The sequence below is a fragment of the Pseudoalteromonas sp. 78C3 genome (assembly GCF_002836695.1).
GTDB classification, from domain to species: Bacteria; Pseudomonadota; Gammaproteobacteria; order Enterobacterales; family Alteromonadaceae; genus Pseudoalteromonas; species Pseudoalteromonas arctica.
The window spans coordinates 54,810-81,173 of sequence record NZ_PJAV01000168.1 but is presented as its reverse complement, the minus strand read 5'-3'; the positions used below and the strand labels follow the sequence as shown (position 1 = coordinate 81,173).

General features: G+C 38.5%; 24 protein-coding genes. 13 read left to right on the top strand and 11 right to left on the bottom strand.

Going from position 1 to position 26,364, the window contains the following annotated elements; genetic code table 11:
* Positions 1 to 97: 97 nt before the first annotated feature.
* The 5 genes from CXF76_RS16640 to CXF76_RS16620 are packed head-to-tail and all read left to right on the top strand — an operon-like array spanning position 98 to position 5,093.
* Entirely contained in the window at positions 98 to 706 is a 609-nt protein-coding gene (locus CXF76_RS16640) for a flavin reductase family protein (protein WP_007581267.1), read from the top strand.
* A gap of 32 nt (positions 707 to 738) precedes the next feature.
* Positions 739 to 2,394 (top strand): YHYH protein, encoded by a 1,656-nt coding sequence (locus tag CXF76_RS16635; protein ID WP_101164174.1) that lies wholly within the window; start codon positions 739 to 741, stop codon positions 2,392 to 2,394.
* A 9-nt stretch (positions 2,395 to 2,403) separates the two neighbouring features.
* Positions 2,404 to 2,934, top strand: coding sequence for a hypothetical protein (locus CXF76_RS16630; protein ID WP_101164173.1), 531 nt, complete (start codon positions 2,404 to 2,406; stop codon positions 2,932 to 2,934).
* Positions 2,934 to 4,379, top strand: a complete 1,446-nt coding sequence (locus tag CXF76_RS16625) for an ATP-binding protein (RefSeq protein ID WP_101164172.1) — start codon at positions 2,934 to 2,936, stop codon at positions 4,377 to 4,379. The genes CXF76_RS16630 and CXF76_RS16625 overlap by 1 nt, the downstream gene beginning before the upstream one ends.
* 39 nt (positions 4,380 to 4,418) lie before the next feature.
* Complete coding sequence (locus CXF76_RS16620; protein WP_024607583.1) at positions 4,419 to 5,093, top strand: response regulator; 675 nt, start codon at positions 4,419 to 4,421, stop codon at positions 5,091 to 5,093.
* A gap of 27 nt (positions 5,094 to 5,120) precedes the next feature.
* On the opposite strand, the gene CXF76_RS16615 is transcribed toward CXF76_RS16620, so the two are convergent.
* Positions 5,121 to 5,978 (bottom strand): PA4780 family RIO1-like protein kinase, encoded by an 858-nt coding sequence (locus CXF76_RS16615; RefSeq protein ID WP_007376869.1) that lies wholly within the window; start codon positions 5,976 to 5,978, stop codon positions 5,121 to 5,123.
* 311 nt (positions 5,979 to 6,289) lie between these two features.
* On the opposite strand from CXF76_RS16615, the gene CXF76_RS16610 reads away from it, so the two are divergent.
* The gene (locus CXF76_RS16610; protein WP_007581281.1) at positions 6,290 to 6,565 is read left to right on the top strand and encodes an EF-hand domain-containing protein; all 276 of its coding nucleotides are present in this window, start codon (positions 6,290 to 6,292) and stop codon (positions 6,563 to 6,565) included.
* 12 nt (positions 6,566 to 6,577) lie between these two features.
* Positions 6,578 to 7,039 (top strand): hypothetical protein, encoded by a 462-nt coding sequence (locus tag CXF76_RS16605; protein ID WP_024589242.1) that lies wholly within the window; start codon positions 6,578 to 6,580, stop codon positions 7,037 to 7,039.
* An 88-nt stretch (positions 7,040 to 7,127) separates the two neighbouring features.
* Here CXF76_RS16605 and CXF76_RS16600 read toward each other — a convergent pair whose 3' ends face one another.
* From CXF76_RS16600 to CXF76_RS16580, 5 genes are all read right to left on the bottom strand, one after another.
* Entirely contained in the window at positions 7,128 to 8,507 is a 1,380-nt protein-coding gene (locus tag CXF76_RS16600) for an FG-GAP repeat domain-containing protein (RefSeq protein ID WP_101164171.1), read from the bottom strand.
* 520 nt (positions 8,508 to 9,027) lie between these two features.
* Entirely contained in the window at positions 9,028 to 10,968 is a 1,941-nt protein-coding gene (locus CXF76_RS16595; protein ID WP_101164170.1) for a putative bifunctional diguanylate cyclase/phosphodiesterase, read from the bottom strand.
* Positions 10,969 to 11,230: 262 nt separating this feature from the next.
* Positions 11,231 to 12,076, bottom strand: a complete 846-nt coding sequence (gene yghU / locus CXF76_RS16590; RefSeq protein WP_024589239.1) for a glutathione-dependent disulfide-bond oxidoreductase — start codon at positions 12,074 to 12,076, stop codon at positions 11,231 to 11,233.
* A gap of 77 nt (positions 12,077 to 12,153) precedes the next feature.
* Positions 12,154 to 12,735: a rhomboid family intramembrane serine protease gene (locus tag CXF76_RS16585; RefSeq protein WP_010555361.1), complete on the bottom strand. Its 582-nt coding sequence runs from the start codon at positions 12,733 to 12,735 to the stop codon at positions 12,154 to 12,156.
* 116 nt (positions 12,736 to 12,851) lie between these two features.
* A complete protein-coding gene (locus CXF76_RS16580; protein WP_101164169.1) occupies positions 12,852 to 13,535 on the bottom strand; it encodes a type 1 glutamine amidotransferase domain-containing protein in 684 nt (227 codons plus the stop codon).
* Between the two features lie 157 nt (positions 13,536 to 13,692).
* Between CXF76_RS16580 and CXF76_RS16575 the strand changes: the two genes are divergently transcribed.
* Entirely contained in the window at positions 13,693 to 14,616 is a 924-nt protein-coding gene (locus tag CXF76_RS16575) for a LysR family transcriptional regulator (protein ID WP_101164168.1), read from the top strand.
* A 21-nt stretch (positions 14,617 to 14,637) separates the two neighbouring features.
* Here CXF76_RS16575 and CXF76_RS16570 read toward each other — a convergent pair whose 3' ends face one another.
* The 5 genes from CXF76_RS16570 to CXF76_RS16550 form a co-directional block, all read right to left on the bottom strand.
* Positions 14,638 to 15,372 (bottom strand): dienelactone hydrolase family protein, encoded by a 735-nt coding sequence (locus tag CXF76_RS16570; RefSeq protein ID WP_101164167.1) that lies wholly within the window; start codon positions 15,370 to 15,372, stop codon positions 14,638 to 14,640.
* Between the two features lie 244 nt (positions 15,373 to 15,616).
* The gene (locus tag CXF76_RS16565; RefSeq protein WP_101164166.1) at positions 15,617 to 16,948 is read right to left on the bottom strand and encodes a glycerophosphodiester phosphodiesterase family protein; all 1,332 of its coding nucleotides are present in this window, start codon (positions 16,946 to 16,948) and stop codon (positions 15,617 to 15,619) included.
* Between the two features lie 69 nt (positions 16,949 to 17,017).
* Positions 17,018 to 17,869, bottom strand: a complete 852-nt coding sequence (locus tag CXF76_RS16560) for a carboxylate/amino acid/amine transporter (RefSeq protein WP_101164165.1) — start codon at positions 17,867 to 17,869, stop codon at positions 17,018 to 17,020.
* A 114-nt stretch (positions 17,870 to 17,983) separates the two neighbouring features.
* Positions 17,984 to 20,119, bottom strand: a complete 2,136-nt coding sequence (locus CXF76_RS16555; protein WP_101164164.1) for a M3 family metallopeptidase — start codon at positions 20,117 to 20,119, stop codon at positions 17,984 to 17,986.
* 208 nt (positions 20,120 to 20,327) lie between these two features.
* On the bottom strand, positions 20,328 to 20,537 hold the full coding sequence (locus CXF76_RS16550) for a hypothetical protein (RefSeq protein WP_024590275.1): 210 nt from the start codon (positions 20,535 to 20,537) through the stop codon (positions 20,328 to 20,330).
* 201 nt (positions 20,538 to 20,738) lie between these two features.
* Here CXF76_RS16550 and CXF76_RS16545 point away from each other — a divergent pair, with 201 nt between their 5' ends.
* From CXF76_RS16545 to CXF76_RS16525, 5 genes are all read left to right on the top strand, one after another.
* Positions 20,739 to 21,599 carry a mechanosensitive ion channel family protein gene (locus CXF76_RS16545; RefSeq protein WP_007581304.1) on the top strand — a complete coding sequence of 287 codons (861 nt, stop codon included), beginning with the start codon at positions 20,739 to 20,741 and terminating at the stop codon, positions 21,597 to 21,599.
* Between the two features lie 420 nt (positions 21,600 to 22,019).
* Positions 22,020 to 24,308: a TonB-dependent receptor gene (locus CXF76_RS16540; protein WP_101164163.1), complete on the top strand. Its 2,289-nt coding sequence runs from the start codon at positions 22,020 to 22,022 to the stop codon at positions 24,306 to 24,308.
* 116 nt (positions 24,309 to 24,424) lie between these two features.
* Positions 24,425 to 24,724 (top strand): hypothetical protein, encoded by a 300-nt coding sequence (locus tag CXF76_RS16535; protein ID WP_007581307.1) that lies wholly within the window; start codon positions 24,425 to 24,427, stop codon positions 24,722 to 24,724.
* A 75-nt stretch (positions 24,725 to 24,799) separates the two neighbouring features.
* Positions 24,800 to 25,456: an HAD family hydrolase gene (locus CXF76_RS16530; protein ID WP_101164162.1), complete on the top strand. Its 657-nt coding sequence runs from the start codon at positions 24,800 to 24,802 to the stop codon at positions 25,454 to 25,456.
* A 33-nt stretch (positions 25,457 to 25,489) separates the two neighbouring features.
* Positions 25,490 to 26,332 (top strand): DNA ligase, encoded by an 843-nt coding sequence (locus CXF76_RS16525; protein WP_101164161.1) that lies wholly within the window; start codon positions 25,490 to 25,492, stop codon positions 26,330 to 26,332.
* The last annotated feature ends 32 nt before the right edge of the window (positions 26,333 to 26,364 follow it).

The window sequence follows — 26,364 nt, the reverse complement described above, 5'->3', positions numbered from 1 at the left end:
AGAGATAAAAATTAGCTTGTTATTTAACTGAGTCAGCCAAACCTATACGTAACTAACTTGAATTAAGATTTAGTTTTAATGTATTAAAAGGAAAAGTATGTTTTTAGATTTAACTGTAAATAAAGAGCTTAATGTTTATTCGTATTTAGTTGGCGGGATCAGCCCTCGTCCAATTGCATGGATAAGTACATTAAGTAGCGACGGTGTGGCTAATATTGCTCCTTACTCATTTTTTACAGTAGCGAGTTGTAACCCACCAGTATTGAGTGTGACGCAAGTAAATCCACGCGATAAACCAAGTAAAGATACATTAATTAACTTATTAGCGACTAAAGAATGTGTGATTAACATTGTGAGTCATGAGCAGGTTGAAAAAATGAATCAAAGCTGTGCTAATTACCCTAGTGATGTTAGTGAGTTTGATGCTGCAAATATAACTAAAATTGATAGCCAAATGGTCGCAGTGCCGAGTGTTGCTGATTCAAAAGTACGCTATGAGTGTAAGCTACGTGAAGTTATTACTATTTCAAGCGAGCCCGGCGGCGGACAAATGATGTTGTTAGACATAGTGGGTATTTGTGTTGACGATGAGGTGTTTGTTGACGGTTATATTGACCCAACACTTTTAGATGCGGTAGGTAGAATGGGTGGGGATTATTATGCAACCACTAAAGACAAATTTGTACTTAAACGACCACAAATTTAGTCTTATGTTTATTCTTCCTTAGTTTGTGCACATTGTTTGCACTTTTACTTGTTAACTTTGTTTTATTAAACGTTAAAGTAAAGGTTCAAACATTGAAAACACTTCTTAAAACAAAAGCCGCTAATGCAACTAAGTTATTTGCGTTAAGTGCGCTTTGTATCGCTTTAAGCGCATGTAATAGCGATTCAACAAGTACTGCAACAGACGGCGAGACAGTCAGTAATAGTGCTCCAACGGTTGATGCTGGTATTGACCAAACTGTTAATGCGGGCGATACCGTTTATTTAAGTTCAACAGTTGAAGATGATGGCGAAGTATCTGTTAGCTGGTCACAAACATCAGGCACTACCGTTAGCTTATCTTCAAGTACTGCAACGTCTACTGAGTTTGTTGCACCTGAAGTTTTAACCGATGAAGCACTTGTATTTGAAATCAGTGCAGATGACGGCACAAACGATGTCGTTGTAGATACAGTTATAGTTAATGTTATTGCTTCATCAGACTCAGATACAGTTGATAATAGTGCAAAACTTACCAGCTGGTTAATTAACAACGATACAACCTCTACTTATATACAAAACAATGGCGCAGTGGTTGAAGATGTTCAATCAGTTGAGGTTGTTACTGTTTCTGAGGAAGATGCTGACGTTGAATACATGTATGTGCAAACAACTGACATTCCTAAATATGACTTAACGCTTACACAAGACCAAGTAGACGCGTTAAATAACCGCCCGCGTGCAGCTACCGATTTTTATAACGGTGTAACCTCAGCAGTAGTAGGGCAAACCCTTTCGTTTGGTGAAGATATTGGCTATAACAGCAGCACTGAAAACTGTGATGACACAGGCGGCGCAGGCTATTGGCCTCCAGGACCAGGTTGCCCAACAGAACAAACAGTTGAGGCGTATTTTCCGATAACACCTACCGATTTATCTGACACTGAAACTTGTGAAACAGGTTTAGGTACAGTTGGCTTAATGGTTAATGGCACCAGTATATTTAACTGGGGCGATGGTATGAGCTACGGTAATAATATTTGGTATACATTAGCGCCCATTGCTGAGCAATACGATGTTGATGTGTGTGGCGGACATGCTGCTAACGGTGAATATCATCACCATTTTTACACTAGTTGCTTAGCTGATTTACTTGAAGATGATGGCGATGCGCATTCACCTATTTATGGGTTTGCAGCTGATGGCTATCCGCTTTATGGTCCTTATGAAAGTAACGGTCAACTTGCATTAAGCGGCTGGGAAATGCGTGATTATGGCGCGTCAGAAAGTGAAGGTGGTTGTGGTACTGAAGGTGAGCGAAGCTGTACTTTAGTCGATCAATACGATGTTAGCCAAGGCACACAAACAAGTGATGCAGGTCCTGCTATTGGCGCAGAAGTAACGACGCTCTCTGGTAATACATTAAATGCCGACGATGGTTATTACTTTGAAGATTTCTACTACGCACAAAAAACAGTAACCGGTGCTCAATTAGATGAGCATAACGGCCACGATACTAACGATGGCAAGGGTTATCACTACCATATAACACTAACGTTAGACAGTGATGGTAAATTACAGCCTTCTTTTCCTTATCAAATAGGGCCTCGTTTTAAAGGTCAATTAGCCGATAATTCAATTGGTCGCTGTGATACGGGCGAAACAATGGGTCCACCACCGGGAATGTAAGGAGTAACTATGCGTTATTTTAAATACGCATTGATCCTAACTACTGCTGCGCTATTGAGCTTTAAGCTCTTTGCGCAGCAGGAAATGATGGATCATAGCCATATGCCTATAGCAGTGCCAAGTGATACGCCAATCCCGGCATTAAGCCTTAAGTTATTAAAAGATAGTATGTCGGGTTATAACTTAATTTTAGATACGCAGCGCTATGATTTATCTGTACCCCCTGAGGGCGCAATGAACATGCAGCAAATGATGAGCGTTACTACAAACGATGACACGGGCTTTTTACAAGGTCATGCTCATTTATATATAAATGGGGTTAAAATACAGCGAATTTACGGACATGCATTGCATTTACCTGCTAACTTATTTAAAAGTGGTATAAATACCGTATCGGTTACTTTAAATAATCATGGTCATATGTATTGGTCCGCTCAGGGCAAAAAAATAGTTGCTACGCTGTATGTTAACGATCAAACCAAAGAGTTTATAACATACCGATTTGAAAGCTTTCCTAGCAAGGTTGAAAACACGCATTAATGAAAATTCATAATAAACTTTTTTTAATACTATTTAGTTTTACCTTTAGTGTTATTGCAGGGCTAGTAGTACTTATACAATGGAGTATAGGGCAAGGCGTAATTGATTTTGTTAATGCAAAAGAAGTAAAAGCGCTTGAACCACTTGTTGTGCAACTTGCAAAGCAATACGAAAAAACCCCCTCATGGGAACGTGTTGTTGGCAATGGCGAAAATTTTAGAAAACTTATTGAATCGCAGTTAGAAAATAGCCAGTTTTTACCTAGGCCACCAGAAGGTCCAGGCCCCAGAGGGGGAATGATGCGACGGCCGCCACCCGATCATATTCGTTTAGGGGGAGAGCGCCGCCTACCACCTGAAAATATTGCTCACTACGCTTTGCTTGACGAAAATAAGCAGCGAGTAGTGGGTAGATACCTCAGCGATTTAAAATATATAACAACCCCAATTACAGTGGGCGATAAAACAGTGGGTTACTTAGCTGTATCTAAAAGAGATAGCTTGGTTGATGGTTATGAGCTTGATTTTTTACAGCAGCAAACTAACTACTTATGGTTTATTGCTTTAGCCGCTGTATTGCTTACATTGCTAGTTACCTTTTTATTGTCTCGTCACTTAGTTAGCCCAGTAAAGCAAATTGCTAATGGTATGCATCGCTTAACGCAAGGTAATTACGAGACCAAACTTACGCTTGAGCGAAAAGACGAATTAGGCCAATTAAGCGAAGATTTTAATATCCTTGCATTTACACTCGCTAAAGACGAGCAAGTGCGCAAACGCTGGCTAGCTAATATTTCTCATGAGCTTAGAACGCCAATGAGTATTTTGCTCGGTGAACTTGAAGCTATGCTACTTGGCATACGTGAGCCTAATGCAAAAAATATTAACTCGGCTAACGACGAGGCGTTGCATTTAAAACGCTTAATAGATGATTTGCATATGCTCAATAGCGCAGAGTTAGGGGGTATGCATTACACTATGCAACCTACTGATATGGCTTTATTATTAAATACTATTGAGCAAAAATATCAGGTTGTGCTTGAACAACATAATATAAAAATTTACTTACTAAATAGCGCTAAACATATAACTGTACAAGCAGATAAAACCCGACTTTTGCAGCTGCTCGATAATATTTTAATGAACGCGGTGCATTATGCACAATGCACAACTATTTCATTAACGGCTAATAATATAAGCATTAAAGGGCAAACCTACTTAGAGCTTATAATTGAAGATAATGGCGTAGGTGTAGAGCAGTCGCATTTATCGCATTTGTTTGAGTATTTATACCGAGTAGATAGTTCGCGTAATCGTCAAGAGGGCGGTTCGGGCTTGGGCTTATCTATTTGCCAGCATATAGTTAAAGGCCATAATGGTGAAATAGCTGCTGAAAAAGCCACTTTAGGCGGTCTTGCTATTATTATTAGATTGCCAACTATTTAGTTTATAAAAATAAAGTTGAGGTTACTTACAGAGATGCCTATGAGTGAACAAATACTGATTGTGGAAGATGAAGTAAAGCTGGCTAACTTAATGAGTGACTTTTTAAGTAGCCATCATTTTGTTACTCATCAAATACATCACGGAAATGAAGTATTACCTTGGCTTGAAATTAACAGGCCGAGCGTAATTTTGCTCGACATAATGCTACCAGGTCAAAGTGGTATTGAACTATGTAAAGCAATCAGGCGCTTTTCAAATGTGCCTATTATTATGGTATCGGCAAAAGTAGAAGAAATAGATAGGCTGCTTGGACTTGAGTTAGGTGCAGATGATTATATTTGTAAGCCGTTTAGTTATGCTGAGCTGGTGGCGCGAGTTAAAGCTATATTAAGGCGATTAAGTAGCGCAAGTGATGTTACAGAGTCAACAATGAAGCTTGACGAGAGCACCTACAGCGTAAAATACAAATCAAGCAGCATAGAGCTAACGAACTTTGAATTTCAGCTATTTAAACCTTTGTTTAACAACCCAAATCGTATTTATTCGCGCGATAGTTTAATGGACACTATGTACGCCGATCAGCGTATTGTGAGCCATCGTACTATTGATAGCCATATTAAAAAGTTGCGTAAAAAACTAGATGAAGTGACACAAACTGAAAGTGTTATTCAGTCTGTTTATGGGGTTGGCTACCGATTTGTGCACCCGCAGTAAGAGGTATTAGTGAGCTATGACGATGAGTTACTCATCATCGTCAGCATTTTTAATTCGCTCTAAACGGTCAAACTCTTCGTATTCGGCAGCTTGAATTTCATCAAGAATAGAATCTACATCAGCAAGTTCATCGCTGTCTTCAAATTCACCTGTAAGCGTTGAATTAGGCGTTAAATTGGCCTCTTCAAATAATGCCCACATTTCTTTAGCGTATTGAGTTTTTAGTATGCTTGGCGCAAATTCACCATAATAGCGGCGTATGTTATTTACATCGCGTGCAAACATAGCTTGTGCACTGTTATTTGCTGAAGCGTTAACTGCTTGCGGTAAATCTATAATTACAGGGCCGTTATTATCTACAAGTACATTAAATTCAGATAAATCGCCGTGTATTATACCTGCGCAAAGCATAAGCTTAATGTAATGCATCATGAGTTTATGCTGCTCAATCGCTTGCTCTTCACTAAAAACGACATGTCCAAGTTGAGGGGCTACGTTACCGTCCTCGTCCGACACGAGTTCCATAAGCAGCACGCCATCAATACAAAAATAAGTATCAGGAACACGTACACCCACGCCAGCTAAACGAGATAACGCATCAACTTCGGCATTTTGCCAAATCTCTTCTTCTAATTGACGGCCATAGCTAGAACGTTTACCCATAGCACGCGCTTGGCGTCCACCACGTACTTTTCGGCCTTCTTGGTATTGTGCCGCTTTTTTAAAGCTACGTTTAACCGCGTCTTTATACACTTTCGCACAGCGAATGTGCTCACCACAGCGGACAATAAATACATCGGCTTCTTTACCGCTCATTAGTCGGCTTATAACTTCGTCAATAAGGCCATCATCAACAAGGGGTTGTAGGCGTTTAGGTATTTTCACAGATTGCCTGCTAAGTAGGGTTGGTTATTAATCATTATTTATGAAAGTGCTCTGTATTTGTTTGTTTAATTGGCTCAAGCAGTATATCAGCTTTGAGAATTAAGGGCAGTAACACTACTGCCTGAGAGTAATTAATCGTATTATTTTATTAGCTTATATATTGATTGCAAAGCAATCAACCAGAACTTTTTAAATAAGTATTTAGATTACTATTTTTTATCCAAATAATTTATTACTTCCTTATTATTTGCACATTGTTTGCGTTTTTAAAGCGTAAGCTTAGTTTAATTCTTAAATACGAGGTTATTACTATGAAGCATTTTTCAACTCTTGCCACTGTGGCAATATTATCTATTGCTTTTTCAGCTAATGTAGCTGCTCGAGGCGGTGACAATCCTCCTGAAAAACCTGATTTTTCAACTATTGATACTGATGGTGATGGCGTAATTAGCTTTGAAGAGTTTAGTGCTAAAAAACCGCCACACGGCGATGCACAAACAATTTTTGATTCTATAGATGCCGATGGTAATGGCGAAATTAGTGAACAAGAACTTAGCGATCATAAACCACCTCGTCGTGAACGCTGAAAGGATACTAAAATGATTAATAGTATTAACAGTAGTTCTGCGAGTTTTATGCCGCAACAAAGTAGTCAGGCTGCAAAGCTAACAACAGAGCAAAGCGATTTTGTTAAAGAAACGCTTGCAGAGTTTGACGCTGAAAACTTAACCGAAGAAAACGCGCAAAGTATTCAAGCGGCATTTAAAGAACAAGGTATTGAACCAACAAAAGAGCTTGCTGATTTAATGAGCGAACTTGAGTTTGATGCTAAAAGCATTGGTGATGCAGGACGAGTGGAAGGTCAAAGACCGCCACCGCCACCGCCGCCACAGAACTCATTAGAATCAGTAGATACAGACGAAGTAGTCAGCTACTTAGATGAGCTATTAACTGAGTATTCAAGCCAGTTGTCTGATGAAGATAAAGAATCAATCCTTGCATCAGTGCAAGAGAAGTTTGGTTTAAGTGAAGGCGATTCACTGCTAAATGTAACTGCTTAGGTGTTATAACTTAGAGTAAAGCTGACTGTTACTCGAAAGTCTTAAGTCCAAAGCCCAACGGTTAACTCTGTTGGGCTTTTTTATTGGCTTAATTTAAGCGTGTTTCTATTTTGCTGGTGCCATCTTCTTCGGTAAATTTAAATACAAAATCTTTTTTACCGTCTTGGTTTATATCTACTAGAAGAATATCTTTATTATTTTTAGGCAGCGTTAGTTTTAATTTTGTACGCTTATCATTTAGCAGTGAGTCTTGCTCTCCGTAATAAATATACAGCGTTTTTTTACTGTATTTGTATACTGCGTCAATATAGCTGTCGCCGTTAATATCACCTAAATATAGGGCTGGCTCGGAATCATCGCCGTTCATTCCCACTTCCATTTCTAAATCAAGTTCTATACTCGATTTATTGGCAAATGAGCCGTCGGGTTGCTGCTTATAAAGGTTCATTTCTACATCTACATCAGTACTGCCACCGCCCAATGCCATAGACGCGATAGTACCTAAGCCAATATCTAAATCCATTTTTTGTAAATCAATTAAGCCATCATTATTAAAATCAGTTTTGAGCAATAACTCACTAGGGCCCTGTGTTTCAAATAAGGTAATGGGCGTATTAGTAAAGCCTTTAGCACTTCCTAGGTACAAAGTATGTGCTATTTTTATATCTAGCGAGTCCATACCTTGCGTAGGCTTAAACTGTCTGGTTGTAAAATCTAGAAATCCGTCGTTATTAATATCAATAATTTGCTTTATTTTGCGAGTTTCGCCATTGCTTAGCTCGCCTAATTCGATGTTAAAATCAATTGAGGTGAGCTTTTGCTCAAAGCCTTCTGAATTAGCAAGTAGTACATCCGCTCCCAAGTCATTTGAAAAAACCAAGTCGTTCAACCCGTCGTGGTTAAAATCAATAACAACGGGTTTATTGTTAATATTAACTTCCAGAGAAAGTCCTTTTCCTGAAAAGCTACCTTCATACATAGGTGTTTGTTTAAATTTGTTAGGCTTAAAGCTGCCATCTTTATTTTGAATATATAAAGTACTGCTTGCTAACCCAGGGATGAAAATATCGCTTAGACCGTCGTTGTTTGCATCGAAGACAAAGTCTACTTTTTCAAATTTATCTATTTTTAATTGATTTAGAACCGACTCATAATTAAACAATAGTGTTGGTTTACCAGCTTGGGCTTTGTATACGCCATCACTTGTTAGTACGAGTGCTTGTTTATCGGTAATGTTAGCAAGTGTAGCCACATCAAACCCGATGGCATTTTTTGGTAAAGCAAGTTCACTACTTAGTGATGTGAGTAAATTAATGGCTTCTAATTGTTTTGATTCTTTATTATATGCAAATAAAATCTCTGAATCGGTTGATACTAATTCATCCGTTGTTTTTATTGCCATTGTTTGAGCTATAGCGCTAATGGGGGTAAGTAAAGTGATGAGTGAATAGCAAAGTGGTTTTATCATGCAAATTCCTTTTTTATATTTAGTTGTATAGTTACATTTATATCATTCACTTATATAAGCAGCGTCAGCGCGTAACTTTACGTATTATCCAGCGCTGGCGGTTTGCTAATTAGCGTAAATTTAAACGTAATATACATATGTAAGTTGGATTATATTTAGCCTACGCTAATTACTATGTACAGGGTGTAAGTAATTGTAAGATTATGTTTTAAGGAGGGCTTGTTGACCTTTAAGGATTGAAATTTGTTCAACCCAAGGAAGATTTAATCGCGGCGCGAGGTTTGTAACCTAGTAACAAAGAGTCAATCTCCCCTAGGCAGAACCCTTCGGGCAGCGAATGTTTGGTATTTATGCTGCGTTATCGCCTATTTATGGGGAATAACCACACTACATAGGCTCTGCATTGCCTAAATACCAAACAGTATGCTGCAAATTTAACCTCGAAAGATAAACAAGCCCTAATAAGAAAGGTAGTGCAAAACTCATATGGCAGTTAAGCGCTTTTAGCGGGTTTTGGTTATCAAAGGCACAGCTTATTTTGCTCATTTAAATAAGCATCTACAAAATCTACTTCTATCGGTTTTGAAAAGTAATAACCTTGCAGGTGAGATACACCAATATTAGTAAGCGTGTTTGCTTGTTCAATAGTTTCAACGCCTTCGGCAACAACAGTAAAATCTAAAGATGAGGCCATTTGTACAATTGCATGAATAATACTTAACCCTCTTTTATCCATATTTTGAATAAAACTTCTGTCTATTTTTACTATATCTACACCAATATCAAGCATGCTTGATAGTGATGAGTAGCCAGTTCCAAAATCATCAATTGAAATACAAAAGCCTTGTTTTTGTAGTGCTTTAACGGCTGTCAAAAACGTGAGTTTATCTTCGGCAAATACTGATTCGGTAATTTCTATATGCAGATCTTTAGGCTCTACTTGATGATTTTTTACTATTTTTAATACCTTAGTTACAAAATCTGGATCTTGTAATTGGATTACCGATACATTCACGCTTACTGCAATTTTCTCCGGTAAATGATTGAATTTTTTTGCTTGTATACATGCTTGATTTATCACCCAGAGGCCCATTTGGGTTATTAACCCGTATTGCTCGGCAATAATTATAAACTCATCAGGGAAAATATTTTCACCGTCTAGTTGCCAACGTAATAATGATTCGAAAGAGGTTACTTTTGATGTTTTGCTATCTATAATTGGCTGAAATACTAGCCTTAAACTGTTTTCTTCTATAGCACTGGCTAACCGTCGACTCAACAGGTACTCTCTTTCTTGTTTTAATTTGAGTGAATCGTTATAAATATTGATGTTACCTTTAGCTATGCGTTTTTGGTGATACATCGCAGTATCAGCAGAGCGAATTAAGGTATTTAAGTCGTTCCCGTGCTCAGGGTACATGGCAATTCCAATAGTTGCTGATACCCATTTTTGATATTTATATGTTTCATGCTCGGCGCTAATGCTTTGAAGCACTTTATTAGCAAACTCGATAAGCTCAGCTTGATTTTGATAGGTTGCTAAAATTAAAAACTCATCTCCGCCCCAACGGCATTTATAGAGTTGTTGGTTGCATACATTACTAATTCTCAGTGCTATTTCTTTTAATACTTTATCGCCTACTTTATGACCCAACGAATCGTTGATTTGCTTAAAACCATCTAAATCTACAAATAATAAAGCAAAGGGTTCTTTAGGATTATCTGCTAGTTGTTTGTTTGCATTTTTTAAAAATGCGGTACGGTTTAATAGATTTGTGAGTGGATCGGTATTCGATAAGCGGTAAATTTCTTCAGTGCGTTGCTCGACCTTGTTTTCCATTTCATTAAGCAGCTCTCTGTTTTGGTTTTTTAGCTTGATTGCACTGTGTGTAAATGTGGCTGATTTGTACGAAGAGGCAATCATAATTGTGGCAAAAGTTAAACCTAATAGCCCCAATATGTGATGGTAGTGATCGTTTGAAAGCGTTAGCAAAAAAGAGTAGGGGGCCAATAAAGTAAAGCTATATAAAACAGCTGTAAAACGACTACCAGACAGCAAATTTGCAGAGCCACCGGCAAGCGCTGATAAAATAGCAATGGTCGTAGTAACTTCCACCGTAGATGAAGTGCTATGAAACCAAAGAGCATAGCCACACCAAGACACGGCTGTTGATATACAGCCAATAGCAAAGCGATTTAGATAAAAATGTGTGTTGTAAGGTTGGCGAGAATTTTGAGCTTTCAAAAAAAGCCCTACATCAATAATGCGTAAAGTAAGCACGCACATCATTATGCCTAACCAGACTACTTTATCGTGGTTGGTTTTCTCATTAGTTATATCAAAAGCAAATACCAAAGCAACGCTGACTAGTACAGAGACTGCAATTCCGGAAATAGCATTCGAGTATAAAATTTTGAGCGCTTCTTTTCGCTCATTATTACTTAAATTGTTATATGGCACTAATTAAAACCTTTTTCAAAAACAACCCCTAGGAAATTAAGTAAACCATTTAGCAAATTACACTAATGCAATACTGGTAATACAAAGAGCTTAATAAGCCTTTACGCAGCTAAATAAAACTTTAATGTAAAAGTAAATATAGTTTACGGGAGGGATAAAAAAAGTTTAAAAAGTAAAAAGGCCCAAAATAAATATTTATTTTGAGCCTTAAAATTATCAAGCAGGTTAAAGTGTTAACGACTTTACTTGCTGTTCTATAGATTTAACCTTCGAAATCGCTATCGTTATGGCGCTCTGCCATTTGCTCTTCTTCAGGACCCCATGTGCGATTTACGCGACGACCACGCTTTACAGCAGGGCGCTCTGATACTTGCGTAGCCCAGCGTACAACATGGGTGTATGAGGCAACATCTAAAAACTCTGCTGCATCATATAAAGCTCCAAGCACTAACGATCCGTACCACGGCCAAATTGCAATATCGGCAATTGAGTATTCATCACCTGCCATGTATTCATTTTCGCTTAAATGGCGATTTAACACGTCAAGCTGGCGTTTAGTTTCCATGGTAAAACGGTCAATAGGGTATTGCATTTTACTTGGTGCGTAGCTATAAAAATGACCAAATCCGCCACCTAAGTAAGGCGCTGAGCCCATTTGCCAAAATAGCCAGTTACGACACTCAGTTTTAGCTTTTAAATCTTTAGGTATGAGTACATCAAATTTCTCAGCCAAATACTGTAAAATAGAACCAGATTCAAAGATGCGAGTAGGCGGCGTGGTTGAATGATCCATTAGCGCTGGGATTTTTGAGTTTGGATTAATATCAACAAAGTCAGATCCAAACTGATCGCCATCACCTATGTTTATTAAATATGCGTCATAGTCTGCATCGGTGCAACCAAGCTGTAAAAGCTCTTCAAACATGATTGTAGCTTTTTGGCCATTAGGTGTCGCAAGAGAATAAAGCTGAAATGCGTGCTCACCAATAGGTAGAGTTTTGTCATGAGTCGCGCCTGCAATTGGGCGGTTAATGCTGGCAAACTTACCGCCACTTTCACTTTCCCACGTCCATACTTTTGGTGGCGTGTATTCGTTTTTATCACTCATAAATAACCTCTGTTAGATGAAATACATATATGGTAAATGTGGCCATAAAAAATTAATTAAAGGCCCTAATACTTAATTTACCGACCTTTTAATTTATCGGCTTTTGCTAATCTATAACCTAAAAACAATCCGCTTAGTGCTCCAAATAAATGGCTTTCAAACGATACATGATAGCGCTGGGGTAAAACACCCCATATAAAACCGCTATAAAGTATAGCCACTACAACAGCAATTATAATTGATTTTAATGAGCGTCTTACTAAGCCGTAGCATAGAATAAAGCCCCATAAACCATATATAACACCGCTTAAACCAACATGTATGTTACTGCGCCCAAATGCCCAAACTAACAGTCCACCAACTAGAGCGGTAAAAATAAATACGTTATAAAAACGTTTTACGCTGTACTGGCAAATTAGCCAACTTAACACTACAAATGGGATCATATTACTGGCAAAGTGCCACCAGCTACCATGTAAAAAAGGTGCGCATAGTATGCCAATTAAGCCTTGGATACTGCGTGGATATATGCCTAAACCATTTAGGTTTATACCAGGTAGGCTATTGATCACTTGTAGTACGAAGCAAATAACAACAATACTAAAAATTGCGAAGCGGGTACTAGTTAGTAATGACAGTGTGGTTGGCTTGGTTGCCATATAATCGCCCTAATTGACTTTAAGAGTTGCCAGTATAGGAATTGTATTTGCTAATGAAAAGCAATTAAAAAAGCACAGCATAAGATGCTGTGCTTATTTTTAATTTTTACTCACTATTAACCTAGTTTAGTTAATAGTTTTTTGGCTGCTAGTTCAGAGCTTGCTGGGTTTTGACCGGTAATTACTAAACCATCTACTAGCGCTAATACGCCCCAGTCGTCAGTTTTTTGATAATCGCCGCCTTTTTTAATTAGCTCGTCTTCAACTAAAAATGGCACGATATCGGTAAGTTGCACTGCAGCTTCTTCAGAGTTAGTAAAGCCAGTTACTTTTTTACCCGCTACTAATGCATTGCCGTCTGTATCTTTAACATTTAAAAATGCAGCACTTGCATGGCATACCGCAGCGACAGGCTTTTGCTCTTTTATAAAGCTTTCGATAAGCGAAATTGAATCTGTGTTGTCAACTAAATCCCATAATGGACCGTGACCGCCTGGGTAAAATACAGCGTCAAAATCGCTTGAGTTCACTTCACTCAATACTTTAGTGTTTGCCATAAGTGTTTGTGCTGCGCTATCGGCGTCGTAACGTTTTGTTGCATCTGTTTGAAAATCGACAAGTGTACTTGTCGGATCAATGGGTGGTTGGCCGCCAGCTGGAGACGCTAACGTTACTTCAACGCCTGCATCAACAAATGCATAGTAAGGGGCTGCAAATTCTTCTACCCAAAAACCTGTTTTTTCGCCAGTGTTACCAAGCTCTGCGTGAGATGTAAGAACCATAAGTATTTTTTTAGACATTGAATATATTCCTTCTGATGATTTGAATTAGTTTATCTTGCTTACCAATTACTATATGCACTAAAAGAGCTTTAAACAACGATGATAAATTTAACTTTATTGGTTTAATAATTGATACAATAGAGGGGTTGAATTTAAAACACGCTACGGAGCACATATGAAGGTGTCGTTTGAGCAGTTAAAGAGCATGGTCGTATTTGCGCAAATTGTAGAGCAGGGCAGCTTAACCGCTGCGGCTAAACAGTTAGGTCTTACGCGAGCAGTAGCAAGTTATCATTTAAAAAAGTTAGAAACCCAACTTGAAGTCACTTTATTAAATCGCTCAACTCGTACCATGGCGCTGACTGAGGCGGGCATTGCTTATTATGAGCGTTGTAGAATAATTACCGAACAAGCTAATGCAGCTAACCAGCAAATAGAAAATATAAAGAGTGAGCCACAAGGTTTACTTAAAATTAGCTGCCCTGTTAATGTGGGAATGCAGCTAATTGTGCCCGCAATAAATACGTTTAAGCGCCAATACCCTAAAATTAAAATAGACTTACAGCTTACTGACGATGTGGTTGATATTATTAAAAATGGGTTCGATTTTGCAATTAGGGGTGTGGCACTGAGTGACTCCAACTTGCAAGCAACCAAGCTGACTACAATGAGCACTTGTATTTGTGGCGCGCCGGATTACTTTACACATTTTGGTAAACCTAAAACACCTTTAGAATTGGCAGATCATCAATGGGTGGTTTATCAGCTAGGAAGTAAAACTTTAACACTTTCAAAAGATGGCAAAAAACACGACATTACAATGCAAGGCGCCTTAAGTACTAATAACGCAGCTGCACGTACTGCCTTTGTAGAAGCGGGGCATGGCATTGGGCGTATTCCGCTTTACGATGCGTGGCCTAAAGTACAAGCTGGGCTACTTGAAATAATATTAGATGATTATAAAAGCAAAGATATTGAACTGTACGGGGTATTTCCGCCAGGAGCTGCGGGATCTAAAAAACTACGATTATTTATTGATTACTTAAAAGCATATTTTGTGAAACAGCATACCGCCTTGGGTATGCTGAAAAGCGTTTAATTATTTTTGCTTTTTAAATATTTATAAAGTTCGGCTAAATAATGCCACCGCTTGTTGATACATATTTATCGCAAGGGCTGCATCGTATCGCTCACCTTCATCACGCATAAAGGCATGCTGTGCGTTAACTTCCTGCCACTGGTAATTGATGCCCGTGCTTACACATTGTTGGTATATTTTAGCGCGGCCTTCTTTTGGCACATGCGGGTCTTGTTTACCCCATATAAAGTGAATTTCGCCTTGTATATCAGCCATACGCTCGAATGAGTTATTCCCAGGTTGCGCAAGTAATGTATTGCTGTGAATATCAGTTGCGTATAAACAAAAAGCCGCATTAATTTCAGGGTTTAGTGCCGCTCTGTAAGCTAAGTGACCGCCAATACATACGCCCATTGCGCCGACGGTGCCTGTGCAATAGCTTTGTAATCTAATGAAGTCGATCATAGTTTGTGTGTCACTGTCGTGATGCTCAAGTGGCTTTGCCCACTTGTCGGCATTGCCTTTGTCTTTACCTGTATCATCATAAGCAAGCACAGTGCCCATAGGATTTAACTCGTGAAACACTTCCGGTACTAATACCACAAAGCCATGGCTTGCTAAAATAGCTGCGCTGCGTGCAATAGGTGCAGTTTGCTGAAAAATTTCAGAATAAAAAATAATAGCAGGGAACTGCCCTTGCGCCTGAGGGCGATATACGGTTGTTCGCATTAAACCTGTAGGTGTTGGCAAGTCTGCGTTATGTTGTTGGATTATCATAAAAGCGCTCAGTTAAATAAAATTATATATAATGATATGGTAACTGAGCGCGATAAAATAAACGACTTTTGTCGTTGAGTATTTATACCAACCAGCATAAATCTTTGATCAATTTAACGAATTAAATTTCACTATAACGTCGTTAAAAATTTTTTATTTAGAACAACTAGATAAAAAAATTTTTGCCTAGTTCTAGCGTAATTTTCTTAACGTTAAATAGACCCCATATATAAGCAGATTGGTATTAAATACTTGCAGGCATTTTATTACAACTAGCGTAATAACTTACGGTAGCCGGCCAATCTGAAAATATAGCCATTACACCCACGTCTTTTGCGAGTACATCAACGACCGTCATCATATCGCCATCGTTATCTATAACATCAGCAATTGATTGATAGTAATAACCACCACCTTCATTAAGCGGACCTGAGCGCTCAAGGCTCCATGCAATAAGCTCTAAACCTGCTGCTTTTGCGTCAATTGCGTATTGTGATGGCATGATATTATTTTCGTTATCTATTGTTAGCATCATCCAAATTGGAGGGGCTAAAATTTTAACGCCGTCAGCCACAAGTTCATCCATACCCGGTTGCCATGTTTGTGGGTTACTTGGATCAAATCCGGCTTCACTGTCGCGACCATCTAGGTATACGCTTTTATCTGCAAAGTCAGGGTTAGTGTTAATCCAGTATTTTACGTCTTCAAGGTTAAACGATTGCGGGTAAACTTTTGAGGCTGGCACATTCATTTGTGTGTACTCGTCTAGCATTTTTTGCGCATATTGCTCTTGCGTCATTCCATTAAATGGCATACTTACTTGTGGCGATTTAAGTTCAGGAGTCATTTTTACACCCAACTCATTAAACAGTGCAATGCTTTGTTTATGGGTCATCAAAGTGCCGTTGGTGGCATATAAATCAGTGCGCCAACTTGGTGTACCATCCATGTAATCGGCAACGGTAGTTGCATTAGTGTTTGCACCATCCATTTTACCTTCAAGGGTTAAAAATTCCGCTAAGCTTATATCGCTGGTACAACATTTTGCAGAAGCAGCAATACCGTTAGCGGGGTCTGCTGGTGTAAATGGCACACTGCATTTAGCTGCAAGCTCAGGAATGGCTAAAATATTAGTTGTGGTGTGTAAGTCGCATTGGGAGTGGCGACATACTAGTTCTTTATCGTTTGTAAATGTAACATCGCATTCAACAATGCCTGCGCCCATTCTAGCTGCAGCAATGTAGGCTTCTTTGGTGTGCTCAGGATATTGCATTGATGCACCGCGATGACCAATAGAAAAGTCGGTGCGATAAAAAGGACCTTCACTGCATGACTCTAATTGTGTTTTTAAAGCGCTGTCGCTCATATCATTGACTAAATAATACGGACGAGTGCCTAGTTGAATATCTGGTGCATCACCGTTTGGTACTTCTACAATAACAGGCGTAGGTACTTCAACAATCTCAACTTCGGTGTTGGTAACAACCACTTCTTTTTCTACTATTTCTACATCGTCGTCGCAGCCAGCAAGTGTGGCTAACAATATACAGCCTGTAAGTAAGGTAATACGTTTCATTGTTTATCCTTAAAAAGTAAAATTTGTACTACCTTAATGATTATTAATGACAATTTAGCTACAAGTTTATTAATTTACTTTTTTATTAAGTATTTGATTCACTAATAATGCACCTAACATTATAGCTGCACCAATACTTAACCTAACTATGTCAGCATCTCTGTTCCAAATAAGCACGTTAACAATAATCCCTGCTGGGATAAGTAAGTTATTCATGACTGCCAGAGCTCCAACGTTAACGAGTGTTGCGCCTTTATTCCACATAAAGTAACCAAGGCCTGATGCAACAACCCCTAAATAAATCAATATGCCCCACTGAGTAGAAGTGGTTGGTAATTTATTTGAATTACCAAATAATGCATAACAAATTGTGGCAATAATAAGTGCGCCTATAAAAAACCATCCAAATACGGTTTTATCATCAAGCTTATTGTTCATCATTAAGCGTTTATAGGTTACTTGGCCTACAGCAAAACTTATGTTCGCACCCTGAACTAATAATAAGCCAATTATGAAATTGCTATTTAGGTTTTCGTAACGAATGGTAATTGCACCAATTACAGCAATAAGTGCGATTATAAAAAAGCGTGGGTTAAAATGTTTGTTCAATGCATCATTTAGCAAGGTAATGTACAAAGGAGTCATTACTGTAAATAGCAGTACTTCGGGGACGCTTAAAAATAAAAAGGAGTGGTAGTAAAAGCTATACATAACACCAAGTTGTATAGCGCCAATCAGCATGAGCTTTAAGGCTAAAGGTTTAGGTGTTTGTTTAAACTTTAAAAATGGTAAAAATACGAGGGTTGCTAGTGCTATGCGAATTAACACACTAAACCATGCATCAACCTGACCTGCTAAATACACGCCAATTAAACTAAATGAAAATGCCCAAAGTAAAGTTACTGCAAATAAGTACCGCATAGCCGTCGTCTTTAAATAATTAATGGCAGCAGTTTATCTGTTATAAATTAATGTATAAACAATAAAAGCCCGCAAGCGGGCTTTTATAAAAGTGAGCTTAATAAATTAAGTTATTTATTCAACTAAACCACGGCGCTTAAGTAGTGCGTCGGTAGTTGGTTTTTGACCTCTAAACTCAATGTAGCTTTGCATTAAGTCGCGGCTGTTACCTTTAGATAGGATTTCTTTACGGAACTTGTCACCATTTTTACGGGTTAAGCCACCGTTGTTTTCCATATGTGCAAAGGCATCTGCTGCAAATACTTCAGTCCACAGGTACGCGTAGTAACCTGCTGAATAACCACCTGCAAATGTGTGGCTAAAGAAGTTTGATTTATAACGCGGTGGTACAGGGTAGTAAGCAATACCATGCTTTTCTAGCGCGTCTTGCTCAAACTTTTGAACGTCAGTAATTTTCTTATCAGAACCAAATGAATGCCATTCCATATCAAGTAGTGCTGCTGCTAAATACTCAGTAGTGCCGTAACCTTGGTTGAATTTTTGCGATTCAAGTACTTTATCAAGTAAAGCTTGTGGAATTGGCTCACCTGTTTTGTAATGTTTCGCATAGTTAGCAAGAACGGTTGGTTCAATCATCCAATCTTCATTTGCTTGTGACGGAAACTCAACAAAGTCACGCGCCGTTGCAGTACCCGCTAGGCTTGGGTATTTAACATCTGAGAATAACCCATGTGCAGCATGACCAAATTCATGGAACATAGTAGACACTTCGTCAAACGTCATTAGCGTAGGCTCGCCTGCAGCAGGTTTTGGAATGTTCTGCGCATTGTAAATAACAGGTTTGGTGCCTTTTAAGCCGCTTTCGCTAACGTATGCACTCATCCATGCGCCGCCACGTTTGCCTTCACGTGCATATGGGTCTAAGTAAAATAAACCAATAGCGCTGCCATCAGCGTTAAATACTTCGTATACGGTTACATCTTCATGATAAACAGGAAGATCTTTACGTTCTTTAAACGTAATACCGTACAGTTTGTTCATTGCAAAGAATAAGCCATCGTGAATAACCGATTGCATTTCAAAGTATGGTTTAACAAGTGCTGGGTCTAAGTTGTACTTTTCTGCACGTACTTTTTCAGCATAAAAAGTCCAATCCCATGGTTTAAGCTCAAAGCTTTCGCCTGAATCGTTAATCACTTTTTGAATAGCGGCTGCTTCAATCTTTGCTTTTTCAACTGCTTTTGGTGCTAGGTCATCAAGGATGCCGTAAACGTTATCAGTTGTTTGTGCCATACGCGACGTCATTACATAAGAAGCCCAATCTTTGTAGCCTAAAAGCTCTGCTTTTTGAGCGCGTAGGTTGGTTTCTTTAATAATAATAGGGCCGTTAGTTTTTGCTGCACGGTTTGCAGAGGCTTTAAAAATTCGCTCACGTAGGTCGCGGTTTTCAAGGCTGCTTAAAATTGGTTGTTGCGTTGTGTTTACCAAAGTGATCATGTAGCCGTCTTTGCCCGCTTTTTTAGCTGAAGCTGCAAGGCCTGCAATCTCGCCTTCAGAAAGACCTGCTAATTCACTTTTATCTGTAACTACAATAACGTCTTCTTTAAACGATTTTAAAATGTTTTGTGAAAACGCAGTAGATAGCTGAGCTAGCTCTGAGTTAATTTCACGCATTTTAGCTTTTTCAGCGTCATTTAATTTAGCACCTGCTTTTACAAACTGCTTGTAGTAAAAATCAACTAGGCGTTTATCTTCTGCGTTTAATTTATCTTGATTGTCGTAAATTGTTTGTACGCGCTTAAATAATTCACCGTTTAAGTAAATATCATCTGAGTGAGCAGATAATACAGGCGCCATTTTTTCATCAATACGCTGGTATTCAGCATCTGAAATTAAACCAGATAAGTTATAAAAAGCAGCCGATACGCGATTTAATAGCTCCCCTGACAATTCCATTTTAACTAATGTGTTTTCAAATGTTGCTGGAGCAGGGTTGTTAGCAATGGCTTGTACTTGTGCCGTGTGCTGTGCGATACCTGCATCGAATGCAGCTTCGTAGTCTTTTGTACCAAATTTATCAAACTCTGGTGCCATATATTGCAATGGGCTTGGCTTAAATAAAACATTGTTTGCGTTCATGTCTTGCACTTGTGCTGCGCCTTCTTTTGCCATGTTTTGTGTATCGTTAGATGAACAGGCCGATAATATTAAGGCACTAGCAATAGTAGTGGCGATCAGGGTTTTACGCATAATAACTCCATAGAAAGATTAGCCGGAATAGGCTTTGCGAGTCGAAAAACCTAGTTAACTTATCAAATTTTGGCGTTTATACAATAAAGTTTATCGGTATTAAGGGGGATTTGAACGCAAATTAGCTAATATTTAGCTTTAAGGGAGGTAAAAGTAGCTCTAAAAGTAAACACCTGAGCTACTTAATAAGTCGTTGAGTCATAATTGCTTAGTTATATCCAAGTACAAATTTTCTCTCAGAGCCAAAGTTGCTAGGTTGTTGTTGGCCAAACTCTTTGTTGATAGATGCCAGTGTTTGCTCTTGTTCTGCAAGAAGGCACAAAATTTTATTTCGGTAATCTAGGCTGCTTTCAAATAAATGTAAGTCTACCTGCGGCTGCAAAGTAGCGAGTCTTTGATTTAAAGTAAGTTGTGTCATATGTGATCTCCAGTGCTTGTACACTATTTATATAGCACTCGGTGCAATAAAGAGTTAATAAATTGTTCATAAAAAGTATATTGAACTTATTAACTTGGCGTTTTAGTTATATTATGACTGCTAAACTTACCCAACACTGAACCGCTTTCACTTTATAGCGATTTAAATTTGAAGCGCTCCTTTGCTTGTTTTGGAAAATAAATGACCTTAGAACACATAAACCAAATTCTTGCCTTTGTTGTATTTAGTTACAGCGATGTACACATTACCGTAGCAAAAATTATTAAAGTGCCTTTAATACTTTTCGCTATTTGGTTTATTGTGACGCGTATTGGCAAGCTAATAACAAAAACATTATTGGCAAAAAAGTTAAGCCAAGATGCCGTGCATTTATTTACACGTATCTACTTTATTTTAAGTATCGCTATTTTAATTTTTACATCTTTAGAAGTATTAAGCATACCGCTTACTGCGTTTGCTTTTGTTTCAGGTGCAATAGCCATTGGTGTAGGCTTTGGTGCTCAAAATATTATCAATAACTTTATTAGTGGCTGGATACTAATGTGGGAACGCCCTATACGTATTGGTGACTTTTTAGAGGTAGGCAATGCAAAAGGCGTGGTAGAAACAATTAATACTCGCTCAACGCGTATTCGCCGAAATGACGGCGTACATATGCTTATTCCTAATTCTCAATTGCTCGAAAATACAGTAACAAACTGGACGCTAATAGATGGCAATGCACGCTCATCGGTCAGTGTAGGTGTTGCGTATGGATCAGACGTGATACTGGTTAAAAAGCTTATTCAACAAGTGCTTGATGATCATGAAGCAATATTGGCTAATCCAAAGTCATCGGTGTTATTTGATGACTTTGCAGATAGCTCGCTCGTATTTAACGCTATTTTTTGGGTGTGCGCCGAGTCTGAAACCATGCTTAGAAAAGTACGCAGTGATATTCGTTTTAGTATTTACGCTGTATTTGAAAAGCATGATGTAGTGATTGCTTTTCCGCAGCGTGATATTCATATCGACGGTGAAATTGCATTTAAGCGCTCATAGCTCAAATATGGTAAATATTAAAAGTCGCTCTTGGGCGGCTTTTAATAAAAACACAGGTGTTTCTATTTTAGGTTAACATGTAAAACAATCCCTTCTTCCTACTCCATTTTATTAAATTCAATAAAGGACATATGTCCTTAATATTAGAATTTCGCATCTAAATAGTGATAAAAACACGTGATTTTGTAGTTAAATGTTGCAAAAAAGTTTCTAATTATGTCTATATTTATGCAGTAAAATTGTCACACAATGGTATAATCTTAATCGTTCGTTCAGCCTTATAACATCGTTTTTGTACTCTCGGTAATAAGGTCCGCGCGCATGACGCAAGTCGCGAAAAATTGAACGAGCCCGCAATGAATACATTGCGCAACACAAAAAACCGTTGAACAAGAGTGCACAAAAAAGGTTAAACCCAACATGAAAGCAATGAAAAGATCTACGTTAGCTACCCTAATCAATGCAACGTTGTTCTCTGCAGTAGCAGGTACTTCATTTTCTTCTTTAGCTGCTGAAGAAAAAACAGCTAAAAAAAGTAATCAACTAGAAGTTATTCAAGTAACAGCTCGTAAACGTGTAGAAAACGCTCAAGAAGTACCAGTAGCAGTATCTGCTCTACAAGGTGATAACCTTGATGCGTATAGCTCAGCTGGTATGGATATTCGTTTTTTAAATGCGAAAATTCCAAGTTTATCTATTGAATCTTCATTTGGTCGTTCATTCCCACGCTTTTACGTTCGTGGTTTAGGTAATACCGATTTCGATTTGAATGCATCACAACCAGTATCACTTGTTGTTGATGAAGTCGTTCAAGAAAATGCAATTTTAAAAGGCTTCCCAGTATTTGATGTTGAACGCGTAGAAGTATTACGTGGACCACAGGGAACTTTATTTGGACGTAACACGCCGGCTGGCCTTGTTAAGTTTGATACTGTTAAACCAAGCCAAGAATTTGATGGTTATGGCTCTGTTTCATACGGTAGCCGTGGCGCTGTAGACACAAGTGGTGCTGTAGGTGGTGCTTTAACTGACCGTTTATCTGCTCGTGTTTCATTATTATGGCAAGATAAAGACGATTACATTGATAACCAAGCTCCAGGCTTTGAAGCTAAAGACGAGCAAGGTGGTTACACTGAAAAAGCGGCACGCGTTCAGTTTTTATATGAAGGCGATGATTTTACTGCTTTATTAAACTATCACACACGTGATTTAGATGGCTCGCCAATTGCCTTTCGTGCAAATGTAATTAAAACGGGTACTAACGAGCTAGTAGATAATTACGAAAGTGATGTTGTTTATCAAGATGCAGCATCTCGTTCTACTCAACAAGTAGAATCTGAAGGTGCAAGCTTAAAGCTTGAGTGGGAACTTAAAAATCACACAATCACTTCAATTTCTGCATGGGAAAGTGCTGAAATATATTCGCGCGCTGATATTGACGGCGGTTACGGTGGCTTCTCAATAGATGACGTTCCAGTTGCTATGGGACCTGGTTTTATTCCTTTCTCTTCAGAAAGTGCTGATGGCATTCCAGATCATGACCAGTTAACGCAAGAACTACGTTTATCTAGTAACTTTGATGGTGATTTAAATTATCAAGTAGGTGTATTTTACTTTGATGAAGAACTAACGATTGAAAACTTTAGTTATGACACTTCAAATAATGGTGTTTTAAATGGTTATGTTCGCCAACAACAAGACACAACTGCATGGGCTATATTTGGTTCTGTAGATTATACTTTTTCAGATGATTTAAAAGTAACAGCGGGACTTCGTTACTCTGATGATGATAAAGATTTTGTAGCTGATCGTACACTTAGCCCAATTGGCGGCGGTGCATTACTTGTAGGGCGTGACGTTAGTGACGACCATGTTAGCTGGGATTTATCTGCAAATTATAAAGTAAACGATGATGTTAACTGGTACGGCCGTGTAGCAAATAGCTTCCGCGCACCTAGTTTACAAGGTCGTATTTTGTTTGGTGATGATGTAACAACAGCTGAATCAGAAACTGTAACATCGTACGAAACAGGTATTAAATCAGACGTGTTAGATGGCCAAGGTCGTGTTAACGCGACTGTGTTTTATTACACAATGGACGACCAGCAACTTACCGCTGTAGGCGGTGGTGCTAACTTTAACCGTTTAGTTAATGCTGATAAAACGACTGGCTATGGTTTTGAGTTAGATACGCAGTGGGTATTAAGCGATGAGTTTAATGCAACGTTTAACTTAAGCTACAATAAAACAGAAATTAAAGATAACGATTTAGCTGTGGCTGTTTGTGCACAATGTACGGTAACAGACCCGACTTTCCAAGTAGCAGGTGCGTTTGGTCCTGAAGATCGTGCAATACTTGATGGTAATAGCTTACCGCATGCTCCTGAGTGGATCTCTAACTTTACGCTTCGCTACACTAAAGAACTTGCCGATGGTAACTTTTTCGCAAGCGGTGATATTTCTTATCGCAGTAAAATCAATATGTTCCTTTACGAATCAGTAGAGTTTGAAGGTAAAGAGCTTATTGAAACAGGTTTGCGTACAGGTTACACATGGTCTGAAGGCGATTACGAATACGAAGTTGCTGCGTTTGTTCGTAACTTATTTGACGAGCAACAAGTTATTGGCGCTGTAGATTTCAATAACAATACGGGTATTGTTAACGAAGAACGTTATGTAGGTGCTGAGTTTAAAGTTAGATTTTTCTAACTAATAGCTAAAAGTATTTATTTTAAAAGCCTGCATTGCGCAGGCTTTTTTATTTGTATAACCCCTTTTAGAGCTGCTAAAGTAGCGCCTAATTGGTTTATTTAAAGAGAAGAGCAATGGCTGGATTTTGGAATTACCGTGTAATTTTTTGTGAAGCAACGAAAGATGAAGCAGCGCAATATCAAATACACGAAGTAGAATATAACCTGAACGGTAAAGTGACTAACTGGTCAGAAACAGGCGCAGCCCCTTTTGGTACAACACTTGATGAATTGAAAGATGACTCAGATCGTTTAAAAACAGCATTTGAAAAGCCTGTACTTAAAGTTATGCGTAAAACGCGTGGCTATGAGCTTGTTGATGTTGATACGGGTGAAGAAGCAACGGGTGAGCCACCAGCTGGCTTAACGCAATAACAACAATTTAATAAAAGGTGCTTAAGGCGCCTTTTTTATTGTCAAAATTTGGCTTAGGTTAAATAAGGAATGAGGATGACATTAGAAGCAGTATTATTTGATATGGATGGCACATTAGTTGATTCAGAAAGCATGCACTTTGTATGTTGGAGTAAACTACTTAAGCCTTATGGTGTTAGTTATTTAGAAAATGATTTTTGTCAGCGCTTTTCAGGACGACCCACTTTAGAAGCTGCAATCGAGATTAAGCAAGAGCATAACTTATCAGTAAGCGCACAGTTTTTAGCGGATGAAAAATACCGTTTATTTGGCGAATATGTAATAACACATTTACCACCACTGATGCCGTTTACTGAGCAAACGTTGAAAGCTGTAAAAGCGAGTGGCTTAAAAATGGCGCTAGTCACGGGCAGTGCTAAAAGTGAAGCTATGCCAATACTTAAAGGTTTAGGATTTTATGAGCTGTTTGACACGGTGGTAACAAAAGACGATGTAACTAATCCTAAACCTGCTGGAGACCCATATTTACTGGCACTTAAGCAGATAAATATACAGGCAGGCAATGCAATAGCCGTTGAGGATACATTTACCGGCGTTACGGCGGCCAACAACGCCTTGTTACGTGTTGTAGCCATTGCTAATAGCCACACAAAAGATCACGATTTTAGCCAAGCTACCTATAAAATGAGTAACTTAGATGAGTTTTGGCAATGGGTGCAATCTCAACTATAGTTTAAGCCAACTTTTACTTGCTTAGATGCGCCAATGTTTACTATTAAATACCTGTTTTTAATTGTTGTTGTACTTTTTACGCAATGTATAAGTGCAGCACAACCCTCTGTTTTACTGGCTAAAGTATATAACGAAACTAAACATTACGATGTAAATAAGTATTTAGTCAGTGAAAAATATGATGGCGTAAGAGCTATATGGACCGGCACGCAGTTTGTTACTCGCAAGGGCAATATTATTAATGCGCCGAGTTGGTTTACAGCGCCATTGCCAAATGTATGGCTTGATGGTGAGCTATGGACCAAGCGTGAGCACTTTTCTAAGCTTAGTGGCATAGTAAGAACTAAAAAACCTAATAATCATGATTGGCAAACTATTACTTATAAAGTATTTGATATGCCAGATGAAAATCTGCCTTTTAGCACTCGTTATAAAAACTATAATGAGCTTATTACTAGCCTAAACTCGCCGCACATTAGCGTTGTAGTTCAATATAGCTTTACTAATAATGAGCAGCTCACAGAATATTTTGAAAACATAACTAAGCAGGGCGGCGAGGGCGTAATGCTACATTTGGCTAGTGCTAAGCACAGCAATGGTCGAAGCAATGCATTACTAAAATTAAAACCTTATTTAGATGCAGAAGCGGTTGTGATTGCGCATTTACCAGGTAAAGGAAAATACCAAGGTATGTTAGGGGCATTAAGGGTAAAAACAGCACAAGGGCAGGTGTTTTCTATTGGTACTGGATTTAGTGATGCAGAACGCTCCACGGCGCCTGAGATAGGTAGCACTGTAACGTACCGATTTCATGGATTAACAAAAAACGGTTTACCGCGTTTTGCTAGTTTTTTACGAGTAAGAGATAGTTTATAACATTTATAATTTTTACAAAGTGTGCTAAATTG

Coding starts and splice junctions, on each gene's coding strand:
- CXF76_RS16530 (WP_101164162.1), top strand. CDS start 24,800: ATGACATTAGAAGCAGTATTATTTGATATGGATGGCACATTAGTTGAT.
- CXF76_RS16560 (WP_101164165.1), bottom strand. CDS start 17,869: ATGCGGTACTTATTTGCAGTAACTTTACTTTGGGCATTTTCATTTAGT.
- yghU (WP_024589239.1), bottom strand. CDS start 12,076: ATGAGTGATAAAAACGAATACACGCCACCAAAAGTATGGACGTGGGAA.
- CXF76_RS16620 (WP_024607583.1), top strand. CDS start 4,419: ATGAGTGAACAAATACTGATTGTGGAAGATGAAGTAAAGCTGGCTAAC.
- CXF76_RS16550 (WP_024590275.1), bottom strand. CDS start 20,537: ATGACACAACTTACTTTAAATCAAAGACTCGCTACTTTGCAGCCGCAG.
- CXF76_RS16565 (WP_101164166.1), bottom strand. CDS start 16,948: ATGAAACGTATTACCTTACTTACAGGCTGTATATTGTTAGCCACACTT.
- CXF76_RS16575 (WP_101164168.1), top strand. CDS start 13,693: ATGAAGGTGTCGTTTGAGCAGTTAAAGAGCATGGTCGTATTTGCGCAA.
- CXF76_RS16540 (WP_101164163.1), top strand. CDS start 22,020: ATGAAAGCAATGAAAAGATCTACGTTAGCTACCCTAATCAATGCAACG.
- CXF76_RS16625 (WP_101164172.1), top strand. CDS start 2,934: ATGAAAATTCATAATAAACTTTTTTTAATACTATTTAGTTTTACCTTT.
- CXF76_RS16600 (WP_101164171.1), bottom strand. CDS start 8,507: ATGATAAAACCACTTTGCTATTCACTCATCACTTTACTTACCCCCATT.
- CXF76_RS16585 (WP_010555361.1), bottom strand. CDS start 12,735: ATGGCAACCAAGCCAACCACACTGTCATTACTAACTAGTACCCGCTTC.
- CXF76_RS16640 (WP_007581267.1), top strand. CDS start 98: ATGTTTTTAGATTTAACTGTAAATAAAGAGCTTAATGTTTATTCGTAT.
- CXF76_RS16630 (WP_101164173.1), top strand. CDS start 2,404: ATGCGTTATTTTAAATACGCATTGATCCTAACTACTGCTGCGCTATTG.
- CXF76_RS16555 (WP_101164164.1), bottom strand. CDS start 20,119: ATGCGTAAAACCCTGATCGCCACTACTATTGCTAGTGCCTTAATATTA.
- CXF76_RS16525 (WP_101164161.1), top strand. CDS start 25,490: ATGTTTACTATTAAATACCTGTTTTTAATTGTTGTTGTACTTTTTACG.
- CXF76_RS16535 (WP_007581307.1), top strand. CDS start 24,425: ATGGCTGGATTTTGGAATTACCGTGTAATTTTTTGTGAAGCAACGAAA.
- CXF76_RS16545 (WP_007581304.1), top strand. CDS start 20,739: ATGACCTTAGAACACATAAACCAAATTCTTGCCTTTGTTGTATTTAGT.
- CXF76_RS16605 (WP_024589242.1), top strand. CDS start 6,578: ATGATTAATAGTATTAACAGTAGTTCTGCGAGTTTTATGCCGCAACAA.
- CXF76_RS16580 (WP_101164169.1), bottom strand. CDS start 13,535: ATGTCTAAAAAAATACTTATGGTTCTTACATCTCACGCAGAGCTTGGT.
- CXF76_RS16610 (WP_007581281.1), top strand. CDS start 6,290: ATGAAGCATTTTTCAACTCTTGCCACTGTGGCAATATTATCTATTGCT.
- CXF76_RS16570 (WP_101164167.1), bottom strand. CDS start 15,372: ATGATAATCCAACAACATAACGCAGACTTGCCAACACCTACAGGTTTA.